Here is a 13,134-nt window from a genome sequence, read left to right as displayed (position 1 = left end):
ACTGGACCCCTCTATGGGTAGGGGTTTGAGTCCGACTCCGGATGCCAAAACGATAATAAGCGCCGCAGCGCAAACGCGGCAGGCGCTGATAATGATGAGAGAGTGTTGCATGAACCTCGCCCCCGTCGACTTGCTGGTGATCGGTCTCTACCTGTCTGCCTCGCTGTTTATCGGCTTCTGGGTCTCCAGAAAGGCCTCGCAGAATATTCAGAGTTATTTTCTGGGAGGTAACAAGCTGCCCTGGTACTACCTGGGACTATCCAATGCTTCCGGGCAGTTCGACATCTCGGGGACCATGTGGATGGTCTATCTGCTCTTCATCTACGGCTTGAAGAGCGTCTATATCCCCTGGCTGTGGCCCGCCTTCAACCAGGTTTTTCTGATGGTCTTCCTGTCTATCTGGCTGCGCCGCTCCGGCGTGATGACCGGGGCGGAGTGGATACGCTTTCGTTTTGGCGAGGGGCGCGGGGCGGAGCTGTCCCACCTGGTGATCGTGGCCTTTGCGTTACTGGTGGTACTCGGCTACCTGGCCTACGGATTTGTCGGCATCGGTAAGTTTGCGGCGGCGTTTATGCCCTGGCAGCTCTCGGCGGATGTACATACCAACGAGATCCTCTATGGGCTGATTCTGACCGCGGTCACCGCTGTCTATGTGGTGAAGGGCGGTATGTTCGGTGTGGTGCTTACGGAGGTGATGCAGTTCGTCATCATGACCGTGGCCTGCATTGCGATCGGTGTCATCGCCATGGTGCAGGTGTCGCCGGAGATGCTCGAAGCCGCAGTTCCTGAGGGCTGGTTCAGTATGGGTTTTGGCCGGACTTTGGCACTGGACTGGAGTGGAATTCTGGAAAGTGCCAACCAGCGTATTGTCGAGGACGGCTGGTCGCTGTTTTCCGTGTTTTTTATGTTGGTGCTGCTCAAGGGAATTCTGCAGAGTATTGCCGGTCCGGCGCCGAACTATGACATGCAGCGCATCCTCTCGGCGCGCACGCCGGTGGAGGCAGCCAAGATGAGCTGGCTGGTAAGCCTGGTCTTGCTGTTCCCGCGCTACATGATGATCACCGGCCTCACCATACTGGCGTTGGTGTTCTTTATGGGCGATCTGCGTGCGATGGGTGCGGCTGTCGACTTCGAGCAGATATTGCCTTTTGCGCTGGCCAATTATGTGCCTGCGGGCCTTCTTGGCCTGGTGATTGCTGGCCTGCTGGCCACCTTTATGTCCACGTTCGCCGCGACCACCAACTCGGCGCCCGCCTATGTGGTGAATGATATCTACAAACGCTATTTCAACCCCAACGGGTCGCAGAAAACCTACGTGCGCATGAGCTACCTGGTCTCCGTGACATTTGTGGTGCTTGGAACTGCGATCGGTTTATTTGCCCCTTCCCTGAACGACATCATCCTGTGGATTGTCAGTGCGCTTTATGGCGGCTATACCGCGGCCAACATCCTCAAGTGGTATTGGTGGCGGATGAACGGATTCGGCTATTTCTATGGAATGCTCGCCGGGCTGCTGGTCGCCATTCCGCTGATGTTCACCGACCTGTCCCCCCTCTACGCCTTTCCGGCACTGTTTGGACTCTGTGTAGTGGCCAGTATCGCGGGCTCGCTGCTCACCAAGCCGGATGATATGGAGACTCTAAAGAGGTTTTATTTCAAAACACGCCCCTGGGGATTCTGGCGTCCGGTACACGAGGCCCTGGAAGAGAGCCATCCTGGCCTGCGCAGGAACGGGGACTGCCTTCGGGATATGGTCAACTGCACTGTTGGTATTTTCTGGCATACGGCTTTGACCGCCGCACCTATATTTCTTGTGATTCGCCGCTGGCCTGAATTCTTTGTAGCCACGGCAGTGGTTGTGGTTACCAGCCTGTTTCTGTGGCGCAACTGGTATGTCCTGATGCGCAATGACCCGGATGCGGCAGTGGAAGATGCGGAGGCATCTGAAGGTGGTCGAAGAGCTTTGACGTCCGCCTGATATTTATATGTACGAGTTATATGGATTATAAGAGTGATCTATGAGTGATTTTATTGGAAAGGTGCGGGCACTTGTCGCGCAGCAGGAAGGTTTTCTTTCCAGAAAAAACGAGCCTGATAGCGGCACTGGTAATGGGATATTTCAACGGTGGAAGAATCCCGTTGTCAGCCGTCACCATGTGCCGGTTTCCTGGCGTTATGACTTCAACGAGTCCAGCAATCCGTGGCTGATGGAGCGGCAGGGGATCAACGCCACGTTCAATGCGGGCGCGATAAAATTCGATGACAAATACCTTGTGGCTGTTCGTGTCGAGGGAGTCGACAGAAAATCATTCTTTGCGATTGCAGAGAGCGGCAATGGTGTGGACGGTTTCCGTTTCTGGGATAAGCCGATCGTCATGCCGGAAACCGAGCGGCCGGACACCAATGTCTACGATATGCGCCTCACCAGGCATCAGGATGGCTGGATCTATGGCCTTTTCTGTACGGAACGCAAGGACGAAAGCCGCCCGCAGGATATCAGCGCAGCCGAAGCCCAGTGCGGCATAGCCCGTACCAGGGACCTGCGCAGCTGGGAGCGGCTCCCGGATCTGGTCACCTATTCGGGCCAGCAGCGCAATGTGGTGCTCCACCCGGAGTTTGTCGACGGAAAATACGCCCTATATACCCGACCACAGGACGGTTTCATCAGCGTTGGCAGTGGAGGTGGTATCGGTTGGGGGCTGACCGATAGCATGGAGTCTGCGGAAGTCACCGAAGAGGTATTGGTTGATACCAAGGTGTACCACACCATCAAGGAAGTAAAAAACGGCCTGGGCCCCGCACCGATAAAGACAGCCCAAGGCTGGCTGCACCTGGCCCACGGCGTGCGCAACACCGCTGCGGGGCTTCGCTATGTTCTGTACATGTTCATGACGGACCTGGAGCGCCCCTGGGAGGTCATCCACCGCCCCGCCGGACACCTGCTGGCGCCGGAAGGCGGCGAGCGGCTGGGGGATGTATCCAACGTGCTATTCAGCAATGGTTGGATAGCCGACGACAGCGGAGAGGTGTTTATCTACTACGCCTCTTCCGATACCCGCCTGCATGTCGCCACCAGTACCGTTGATCAGTTGATTGACTACTGTATCAACACGCCTGGCGATGGTTTGCGCTCCGCCACATCGGTCACCAGCAGAATTGACCTGATCGAACGCAATGCAGCGGTTTTGCGGGATCTTTGAATATGGATATTCTGCCAATAAAGGACGGCTCGGCCGCGCGATTACCGGGCCCGGCTTTCTGCGCTGAGCTGCAGGAGGAATTCAGCCGGCAACTGCTGTCTATTGCCGATTGGTGGCTGGAGAATGCGCTTGATAGAAATCTTGGGGGGTTCTTTGGTGAAGTTTCCGTCCGCGGGACCCCGGATTTGCAGGCGGATAAGGGGGTTGTCCTCAATGCGAGAATACTCTGGTTCTTCAGCGAACTGTGCCTGTACCTGGAAAGCCCCGAATATATAGCAAAGTACCGCCACCTTGCCGACCGGGCATTTCGCTATTTCGTGGAACGCTTCGATGACAAAGTGCACGGTGGCGCTGTCTGGTCTGTAGACTATCAGGGAAAGATAGTCGATGGGACAAAAAAGACCTACGCCCAGGCATTTTCCATTTATGCCTTGTCGAGTTATTACCGTCTTAGCAAGGACAGACTGGCCCTGGATAAGGCGCTTTCCTATTTTGAGTTAATAGAGAAAAACTGTGTTGACAGGGAGTTGGGCGGCTATTGGGAGGCGGTGGGGAGAGACTGGCTTCCTATTGAAGACGTGCGCCTTAGTGATAAGGATATGAATGCTCCCAAAACCATGAATAATCACCTGCACGTCATGGAGGCTTATACAGGGTTATACAGGACAAGCAAGAAGCGGGAGGTGAAAGGCGCGTTAACAAAAAGTATCCAATGGTTCTGTGAAAAGATTCTTGATAAGAAAAGCGGACACCTACGCCTGTTCCTAAACAGGGATTGGACGGATATTTCCACAAGTTTCTCATACGGTCACGATATCGAAGCCAGCTGGTTGCTGGCGGAGGCCCTGGAGAACCTGGGAAATCCGCATCTTGAGTCTGAGTTTTCTCCCTGCATACACACACTTTCAGGTAGCTGTTTGCGCGAAGGAATTGGAGAGTACGGCCAGGTTCTGGATACCTATGACTTTTCACTGCAAACACGCCACACGGATTCGGAGTGGTGGGTTCAGGCCGAGGCCTTGGTTGGATTTTTGAACGCCTGGCAATCAACTGGAGAAGAGCGTTACTGGAAGGCCTTCCTGAGGGTGTGGCAATTTGTCAAGGACCACCAGATAGACTGGGAAGATGGGGAATGGCTCTACCATTCAACACTGGATCGCCGGGAAGAAGATCAGAATTACAAGGCGGGGTTTTGGAAAGGGCCTTATCACAATGGCCGTGCGATGATGGAAGTGTGCCGGCGAATAAAAAGTCTGAGCTTATACGGGAATAAAAACAGAGCGGATCGGAATTATGAAATCGCTGATTAATACTCTTCTTCTGGCAGCTCTGAATACCGTGCTGCTGGGTTGTTCGTACGCGAAGGCCGACCTGCCGGATCACTGTACTGTTCCGGGCGGGGAAAGTGATTTTTCGGGGTTTCACAATTTTGTTACCAGGGACGGCTATAGATTATTTGACGGCGACAGGCCGCTGCGCTTTATCGGCCTGCACGCCACCGAGTTGCATCGGATAGAGGATGACGTGGCCTCGAAAAACAGCGAGATCGGCAAGGCGGACCATTTTCGCTGGCCCAGTGCCCGGGAGCAGGAGAATTGGATAAAGGCGCTTGTAAGAAGCGGGCACTCCGTTAGCAGGATATACACGCTTTCCGTCGACGATATGTCGCTTCCCGATGCGGTCGGGGAAAACATGCCCGCCCATGTGGTCAAGAACCCGTCCACCGGCAGGGTGGAATTGAACCCCGACGCCATGCAGGTGTTCGACCGGATGGTGTATCTCGCTGACCTGCACGGCCTGCGCCTGATCGTGCCGGTGATCGACCACTGGAGCTGGTGGGGTGGCAAGCGGGAGCTGGCCATCATGGTTGGCGAGGGCCATCTGGAGACCAAGGAATTGGGCCCCCTGTACGATGTGGACAGCAAAACCTATGCCGCCTACCGGGGTATTATCGAGCAGCTGCTGAGCCACAAAAACAGCTGCACCGGCCGGGAGTACCGCGAAGAAAAAGCGATAATGGCGTGGGAGACCGGCAATGAGCTGCGTGGAACCAACAAACGTTTTCTGGCCGAGACGGCGGCATTGATCAAGCGGCTGGCCCCCAACCAATTGGTGGTGGATGGGGATCAGCAGGCCGACAATGTCAGCAGCGGTCGGCAGGAAGAGGTGGGGAACGGAGAGTTCCTCGGCTTGTTGGATAAAAACGTGGACATTCAGTCGAACCATTTCTACGGCTCTTATATGGACCCGGAGGTGGTCAGGCATCAGGCGAAACTGGCCCGGAAATACAACAAACCACTGTTCGTCGGCGAATACGGCCTGCAACCGTTTGCGCGCATAGAGGAGGTTACCCGGGCCCTGGCGGAGGAGCCCGCCATCGCCGGCGCTTTACTCTGGGGCTTTCGCGGACACCGCGAGGCCGGCGGCTTTTACTGGCACAGGGAGTTCGATGGGCACTTGAGCTACCACCTGCCGGGTTTTTCCGTCAATGACGACAACAACGAGCGCCGGGTCGTTGATCTTTTGCGCCGAACCCAGGCGGAAATATCCAGTGATCCCCGGGCGATCGGGTTTGCGCGAAAACTACCGGCTCCGGAAGCGCCCTGGCTGCACCCGGTAAAAGCCAATGGGGAGATAAACTGGATGGGGGCTCCCGCGGGTGAGCACTATCGGCTCTACCGCTCGGAAGACGGTGGGGCAAGCTGGAAATTACAGGCCGATGATCTTGTGGACGGGGAGAATTTCTGGAATCCGCAGAGCCGGTCCCTTTATCGTGAACCCCAGCCGCCGAAAAACGGCTGTTTCAGTTATCGCCTGGTGGCTGTGAACGAATCCGGGAAGTCGGAGCCATCCAATATACAGACGTTGTGTGCCGAAAACCGTGGTGTGGCGGATCGCTGATTGCCGGCCATCAATACTGTTGAGTGAAGACTTGGCACCCTGTAGGAGCGGCGGGGCGGCCATCCGCCCACGGCCGCGATCGAACTTGAATCCACTCCGCATCGGCTACAGGTACACCTGTAGGAGCCTGCTTGCAGGCGAACGGCTACGGAGCGCTGATCTTTTCGCCTGCAAGCAGGCTCCTACAAAGTACTGGGCGGTAGGGTGCGCCGTGCGCACCATTTCAGAACTGATGCGGGCCCCGGCGCCTTCTGGTGCGCACGACGCACCCTACAAGAGCGAAACTGCCATTTAAGCGCTTTATTCGGCGTTTGATTTCTGCGCCAGCGTGGTTATTTCCGCAATCCTGTCGGCATGGCCGCTGATAATCGCCAGGGTGCTCGTATCGCTGTCGAAGACGGAATTGAGCCCCTGCGGCTCCTGGGGTGGATCACCGAGGAAGGGGTCACCGGTCTTCCAGGTCGCGTCCGCAGAGGCCGCGCGGCCATAGCCGGCGAAGGTCCAGAAATTCGAGCCACTAAACGGACCCTTCTCTTTGCGGTTCTTCTCGATCAGTCCGTATATCTCCCCGAGAAAGCGGTCCCGGTATTTAGTGCTCGCCTCGGGAGAGTAGCTTCCGCCATCCCGTTCCACACCGAATTCCTCCAGCACCAGCGGTTTGTCGAGACGCCCGGCGATCTCTATATGCTGTTGCAGGTAGTCGCGGGATTTCCGCAGTGCTTCGGAATAGGTGGAATCCGCCTCTTTGATGTCGAACCAGCTCCAGTTCTTGATCCACAGGTGTACGGTCAGGTAGTCGATGTAAGGAGTATCGTGAGCCGCAGTGTATAGATCGGCGCGCTGCTGGCTGCCCATGATGCCCTCGCTGCCACTGCTCACCAGCTGCCTGGGGGCGAGCTGTTTGATGGCTTTGGCGGTGTCGTTTATCCAGCCTATATAGCTTTGCGCTCTCTTCTCGCTATAGGAGGCATCGCTGCCGGGCCGGGGTTCGTTGGCGAGTTGCCAGGACATGATGGTCGGATCGTCGCGGTACTTCTTGCCGGTGAGGTGATTGGTGCGCGACGTCAATTCGGCGATGGCTTGCAGGTACTGTTTCTGGCAGGGCGCGCAGCGATAGAAACCCGCGGACTTATCCATGAACTGATTCCATTCCCCATCCACGTCCGGATCGTGAATTTTCCCACCGTTGTGCCAGGCCAGATATTGGGACATACCGCCGGACCACTGCCAGAAGTTGGTCAAGTAGAGCACCGCCTTCATGTCCCGCTTGGCCATTTCCACCAGAAGGCGGTCGAGGCCGTGCAGCAGCTTCTCGTTGTATGTCCCCGGGCTGGTGATAAAGGCGGGCTTCACGCTGCGGCTCAGCTCGCTCAGTTCGGACAGCGCCAGTACCCGAAGATTGGTAATCCCGTTGTCCCGCAGGAAATCCAGCTCCCGCACCAGCCTTTCCGGATCAGTATGTCCCAGGTAGGCCCCATGCCAGTAATTGGTTCCGGCATAGGCGTAGGTCTGGCCGTCGATACTGAAGTGGCCATTCTCGACGGTGACAAAGCCTGCGGGGGCCCGGGCCTCTGCGAGGCTGCCGAAAATGGCGGTTATCAGGACAGCCAGGAATATGGCGAGATCTCTGCGGTTCGGCATTTCAGCTTCTCCCTGTTTTTTATTTTGTGACTCGATGAGGGCTTATGTTCTAAGCGGTCTGTGCCGGTAGAGGGGCATGAGAGCCGCCGAAGCTCCACCATTCAACCACAGGTTTGTAACCGGTTACAGGCCTGAGCGTTACCTTTTTGCCTCAAAATGGCGCCGGGCCATAAAAAGTTTGCACTGGCCTGGTGCTTGTAATAATCTCGGAATGGAACCGGTTACATGTGGGCGGAGTAAACCATATGATACCGCCGGAGGGAGTAGGCTCAGTCGGGGTTTCTGGGTTGAAGTGTGTAACCGGTTACATTCATTTTGGGTACGGCGGGAGCGTCGCAGTGTGGGCGCCGTGGTAATGCAGTAGCGCCTCAATAGGCCGTGCTCTGCGGAGAGCGACCGAACAACAAATAATAATTACTTGAGGGAAAACAATATGCTGTCTAATAAACTTCCATTTGCCCGGGCAGTCCTGGCCACCAGTATTGCAGCCTATGGGCTGCTTGGAGTTCCGGCTGTGTCGGCCCAGGAGGCTGAATCCACCGAAGACGCTGCGGAAGAGAGTTCTATTCTGGAAGCCACTCTCCTGGAAGAGATCGTCGTCCAGGGCATGCGCCAGTCACTGGAAAACGCTCAGGACCTTAAACGCAACGCCCCTACGGTGGTGGATTCGATTACCGCCAAGGATCTGGGATCTTTCCCCGATAAGTCCGTCGCCGAAGCGCTGCAACGGGTTGCCGGTATTACCGTCAACCGTTTTGCCGCTTCGTCGGACACCGCCCACTTTTCGGCCGAGCCTTCGGGTGTGGTGGTGCGCGGCCTGAATCAGGTGCGCACCGAATTCAATGGCCGCACCTCGTTCAGTGCCAATTCATCCCGCGGACTTAGCTGGAGCGATGTCTCTCCGGAATTGATGTCCGGTGTGGATACCTACAAAAACCAGATGGCCGAACTGATTGAAGGCGGTATTGCCGGCACCGTGAATATGCGCACCCGCGTGCCCTTCGACCAGGAAGGCGAGATGATCGCCCTGACGATCAACAGCAACTACGGCGACCTGTCGGAAGAGGTAACCCCCGAGGTGTCCGGTCTGTACAGCAACCGCTGGGAAACCGGCGTGGGTGAGTTCGGTTTTCTCGCCAACTTTGCCCATTCGGACGTGGAAACCAAAACAGAGGGTTCCCAGCTGTACCGGATGAACCGGTTCCGCGATGTGTACGAAGAGGACAGCCTCTATTACATCCCCGCTAAGGTCAATATGCGGGAAAACGTTTACGAGCGTGAACGCAACGGTGTAGCGTTGGCGCTTCAGTTCCAGAACCCGGATGAAACTGTTGTTCTCACCACCCAGTACAACCGCTCGGAATACAAGAATGCCTGGGAGGAGTACGTCGTAGAGGTGGCTCCCGCTGATCTGTCCTACGGGCAGAGTGTGTTCTATGAAATTGAGGATTCCGCCAGCGCCCCGCAACCTGCAGAGGGAACCGATCCTTTTACCTTCAATAGAGGGGGGTTGTTCCAGGCCGGAGTCATGACCGCCAATAATGGCAACTTTGTGGGCGATGGATTCGCTTTCAATGCGGCCGGCGCCCCCTTTATCGACCCCTGTTACGACTGGGCTGGATGTAGTACGCCGAGCAGGCGCGGCGTGGATATGACCACCTCCACCCGCTCCAACAACAATGAAAACATGACCCAGGATTTTGCGGTCAACCTGAAGTGGGCACTTACCGATCGCATCCGCTCGCAGTTCGATGTCCAGTACGTGGACTCCGAAGTGCAAAACTACGATATTACAATGGATTTTGGCGCCTACACCAATCTCGACCTGGACCTGCGCGGCGATCGCCCGGTGATGACGTTGCAGGACCCCGCCAACGTGAATATGTCCCCGGGCAACTGGTCCAACCCCAATAACTACCGCATCAATTCGATCATGGATCACGTCGAGGACAGTGAAGGCGACCAGCTTGCCCTGCGCGGTGACTTCGAGTTCGATATCGACAACGGCTGGATGGAATCGATCAAGACCGGCGTGCGCTGGGCCGAGCGCGACCAGAATGTGCGCTGGAGCACTTATAATTGGACGGGCATGGCCAACAACTGGGCGGGTGGGCAGGCGCCCTATTACAACCTGGATCAACACGACCCGGCCAATGGCGAGGGCGCCCAGCCGGGGTTCACCGGCTACCCGGAGGGATTTTACGAAATACGTGATTTCGGCACCTCCAGCTATCACGACATCAACGTAAACCAGTTTGTATTTGCCGATATGGACCTGCTTCAGGACCGCCGGCGTATGGCAAACGCGCTCGGTGCGAGCGCGCTCGGTTTCGATATCGTTGGTAACCAAGTCTTCTGGGACCCCATATGTTCCAATATGGGCGATCGCAGTGAAGAAGTGCCCGGCACCTGTTTTACCCCGGCGGAAATCGCGGATGTCAACGAAGAGACCCAGGCGGCCTATGTGCAGTTCAACTTCGGCGGTTCGGAGGCCGAGGTATTCGGGGTGCCTTACTCCGGGAATATCGGTGTGCGATATGTAAAAACCGTCAATACCGGCTCCGGTGGTATAGCCTACCCGACTCCGGACCAGGATCCTGAGTGTAGACCCGTAGAGGTTGCGGATGGAGAGCCAGAGCCGCCTGTGCCCAATTCAGTGGGGTGCTACCTTTCGGAGGAAGATATAGCCTTCATGAACGGGGCCAGCCGTACCAATCAGACCGAGAAAACCCATCACCATCTGCTGCCGAGCTTCAATATCAAGTTCGACCTGACCGACGAAGTACTGTTGCGATTCGCCGCCTCCAAGGCTATAGCCCGTCCGGATATCGGCAACCTGCGTAACTACACCGGCATCAGGGCTACCCTGCCGGACATCGAAGATGCCAATGATCCGCTGTGGATAAAGAACGATCAGGGCGAGATCGTCGGGGCCAATGTCCGCTACACCAGTGGGGCGCAAAACCCCTTCCTGGAGCCGATTGAGGCAACCCAGTTTGATCTGGCATTGGAATATTATTTTGCGGACGTGGGTTCTATGACCTTCACCGTCTTCCAGAAGGAGTTTGACAATTACATTCAGTTTGGGGCCCAGAACATTGAATTTACCAACAACGGGGTAACCCGTACGGTAGAGGTGCGCCGGCCGCTCAACGGCGACGGTGCCGAGATCAAGGGATTCGAATTCGCCTTCCAGCGCTTCTTCGATTTCCTGCCGGAACCGTTCAACGGCCTGGGTATGCAGGCCAACTATACCTATATCGACAACAAGGGTATTACCAACACCAATGTTCAGAGCCAGCAAGCCGATGGCAGCACTGTCACCGGTCAGGCACCGGATACCATCGGCGTCAACCGGCTCGAGGGCCTGAGCGATCACGCCTATAACATCGTCGGCATGTATGAAAAAGGCGATTGGCAGGCCCGTTTGGCGTACAGCTGGCGCGACGAGTATATGGTTACTGCCATCGACTGCTGCGTCGCCTACCCGGTCTGGAACGAGCCCTACGGGTCTCTGGATGGTTCCATAAAATACAGTCTGACCGACAATCTTGATATTACCTTCCAGGGAAGTAACCTCTTGAGTGAGGAAACCGTGCTTGAGCAGCAGGTGACCAATGCTGACGATGGTGGTTTGCGCCTTCCCAACGCCCGGTTTGTCAACGATCGCCGTTATACGCTGGGTCTGCGCTACCAGTTCTGATGCGCACTTGTGGTGACCGGAAATGCACTGCTGTGGGAGTGGCGTAACGACTCTTTCCCTGTAGGAGAGGCCGACGGCCGCTCCTACAGGGAAATATCGACGTTGCTGTTATCCCCAAGGTAGTAGTTGCGGAGTGGCAGTGCATTTTCCAAAACTGCCCTTTCGGGCGGAAGCAGACTATGTCAAAAAAAATAAAAATAGTTGTCTTAGGGGGCGGTACGGCGGGCTGGATGTCCGCGGCGGCATTGGCCGGCGTGGCAACGGACAAAGTCTGCGAAGTGGTGCTGATAGAGTCCGAGGAAATTGGCACCGTAGGGGTGGGAGAGGCGACCATCCCGGCGATCAGGGAGTTTAACGACAGGCTGGGCATTCCCGAGCCTGAAATGATGCGAAAAACCCACGCCACCTTCAAGTTGGGCATTGAATTTGTCGACTGGGGAGAAAGGGGAACTTCCTACATTCATCCGTTCGGAACCTATGGAAAAACCATAGCGGGCACGGATTTTCATCAACATTGGCTGCGGCTTGCCAGGGCACATCAGGTCCCGCCACTCGAAGCATTCTCCTTTGCGGTCAACGCCTGCCGGGCCGGAAAGTTCGATTTCCCGGCAGAGAATAAAACAGCAATCGATGCCGCCTATTCCTATGCCTACCATTTTGATGCCGGTCTCTACGCCCGATACCTGAGAGATTTTTCCGAACGAAAAGGGGTAAAACGCCTGGAGGGAAAAGTCGTCCAGGTGCAGACCAGCCCTGACAGCGGACACGTTCATTCCCTGCTTCTTGAATCGGGTGAGAAAGTCAGCGGCGATTACTTTATCGACTGCTCGGGTTTCCGGTCTCTACTGCTGGGCGAAACACTGGGAGTGGCATTTGAGAGTTGGAAACATTGGCTGGCCTGTGATAGTGCAGTTGCCGTGGCGAGTGAGCGCGGAGCGTTTTTCCCACCCTGTACCCGCGCTACGGCAAAGGGCGCCGGCTGGCAGTGGCGTATTCCCCTGCAGCACAGGACCGGAAATGGTTACGTATACTCAAGCGACATTATCAGTAATGATGAAGCCACCGTCTCGCTGCTTTCCGGGCTGGATGAGCCGGCGATCACTGAGCCCCGTACGCTTCGGTTCGAAGCGGGGAAAAGGGCCTGCGCCTGGGATAAGAACTGTATTGCGATAGGATTGTCCGGTGGTTTTCTGGAGCCTTTGGAATCCACCAGTATCTACCTGATACAGATCGCCATTATCAATTTCCTTAAGCTCATGCCCGGCAAGGTCGCTGATCCTCGTGTGATTCGCGAATATAACCGGTTGATTGATCTCGAATACGAGCGCGTACGGGATTTCCTCATCCTCCACTACCACCTGAATCGCAGGGACGACTCCGTACTGTGGCGGTACTGCCAGCGTATGGCGGTGCCAGACAGCTTGCGCGAGAAGATAGAACTATTTGGAAGGCGCGGTTACATCGAACAGTATCGCCATGGACTTTTCGCCCCTCCCAGCTGGCTCGGCGTTTATATGGGGCAAGGGTTGATGCCGGAGAACGTCGAGCCCCTGGTGGGTGTTGTGACTGAAGAAAGAGTGAGAGACGAGCTCTCCAGCCTGAAGACCGCCATCGACCGGAAGGTGGCGCAAATGCAGGATCATGAAGCATTTATCGCCGGCTACTGCCCGGCCGGTACATAGGTGCCGT

Annotated in this window: 7 protein-coding genes; 6 read left to right on the top strand and 1 reads right to left on the bottom strand. The window is 56.1% G+C overall.

Annotated features, from left to right (window positions below):
* Positions 1-109 precede the first annotated feature (109 nt).
* The 4 genes from FHS09_RS14025 to FHS09_RS14010 are packed head-to-tail and all read left to right on the top strand — an operon-like array spanning position 110 to position 6,101.
* The gene (locus FHS09_RS14025) at positions 110-1,978 is read left to right on the top strand and encodes a sodium:solute symporter family protein (protein WP_183460968.1); all 1,869 of its coding nucleotides are present in this window, start codon (positions 110-112) and stop codon (positions 1,976-1,978) included.
* 40 nt (positions 1,979-2,018) lie between these two features.
* A complete protein-coding gene (locus FHS09_RS14020) occupies positions 2,019-3,200 on the top strand; it encodes a glycoside hydrolase family 130 protein (protein WP_183460965.1) in 1,182 nt (393 codons plus the stop codon).
* 2 nt (positions 3,201-3,202) lie between these two features.
* The gene (locus FHS09_RS14015) at positions 3,203-4,510 is read left to right on the top strand and encodes an AGE family epimerase/isomerase (RefSeq protein WP_183460963.1); all 1,308 of its coding nucleotides are present in this window, start codon (positions 3,203-3,205) and stop codon (positions 4,508-4,510) included.
* Complete coding sequence (locus FHS09_RS14010) at positions 4,494-6,101, top strand: glycoside hydrolase 5 family protein (protein ID WP_183460961.1); 1,608 nt, start codon at positions 4,494-4,496, stop codon at positions 6,099-6,101. The genes FHS09_RS14015 and FHS09_RS14010 overlap by 17 nt, the downstream gene beginning before the upstream one ends.
* Positions 6,102-6,401: 300 nt before the next feature.
* Here the strand turns inward: FHS09_RS14010 and FHS09_RS14005 are convergent, their stop codons facing one another.
* Positions 6,402-7,742, bottom strand: coding sequence for a glycoside hydrolase 5 family protein (locus FHS09_RS14005; protein ID WP_183460959.1), 1,341 nt, complete (start codon positions 7,740-7,742; stop codon positions 6,402-6,404).
* Between the two features lie 433 nt (positions 7,743-8,175).
* Here FHS09_RS14005 and FHS09_RS14000 point away from each other — a divergent pair, with 433 nt between their 5' ends.
* Together FHS09_RS14000 and FHS09_RS13995 are read left to right on the top strand one after the other, a co-directional pair.
* Positions 8,176-11,445 (top strand): TonB-dependent receptor, encoded by a 3,270-nt coding sequence (locus FHS09_RS14000; protein WP_183460957.1) that lies wholly within the window; start codon positions 8,176-8,178, stop codon positions 11,443-11,445.
* A gap of 179 nt (positions 11,446-11,624) precedes the next feature.
* On the top strand, positions 11,625-13,127 hold the full coding sequence (locus FHS09_RS13995) for a tryptophan halogenase family protein (RefSeq protein ID WP_183460955.1): 1,503 nt from the start codon (positions 11,625-11,627) through the stop codon (positions 13,125-13,127).
* Positions 13,128-13,134: the final 7 nt, after the last annotated feature.

This window comes from Microbulbifer rhizosphaerae (genome assembly GCF_014191725.1).
Classification (GTDB): Bacteria; Pseudomonadota; Gammaproteobacteria; order Pseudomonadales; family Cellvibrionaceae; genus Microbulbifer; species Microbulbifer rhizosphaerae.
This window is presented reverse-complemented; position numbering and strand designations above follow the sequence as displayed.

Bases quoted from the DNA above. Each gene is read 5' to 3' on its own strand.
- FHS09_RS14020 (WP_183460965.1), top strand. From the start codon at position 2,019: ATGAGTGATTTTATTGGAAAGGTGCGGGCACTTGTCGCGCAGCAGGAA.
- FHS09_RS14015 (WP_183460963.1), top strand. From the start codon at position 3,203: ATGGATATTCTGCCAATAAAGGACGGCTCGGCCGCGCGATTACCGGGC.
- FHS09_RS14000 (WP_183460957.1), top strand. From the start codon at position 8,176: ATGCTGTCTAATAAACTTCCATTTGCCCGGGCAGTCCTGGCCACCAGT.
- FHS09_RS14010 (WP_183460961.1), top strand. From the start codon at position 4,494: ATGAAATCGCTGATTAATACTCTTCTTCTGGCAGCTCTGAATACCGTG.
- FHS09_RS14025 (WP_183460968.1), top strand. From the start codon at position 110: ATGAACCTCGCCCCCGTCGACTTGCTGGTGATCGGTCTCTACCTGTCT.
- FHS09_RS14005 (WP_183460959.1), bottom strand. From the start codon at position 7,742: ATGCCGAACCGCAGAGATCTCGCCATATTCCTGGCTGTCCTGATAACC.
- FHS09_RS13995 (WP_183460955.1), top strand. From the start codon at position 11,625: ATGTCAAAAAAAATAAAAATAGTTGTCTTAGGGGGCGGTACGGCGGGC.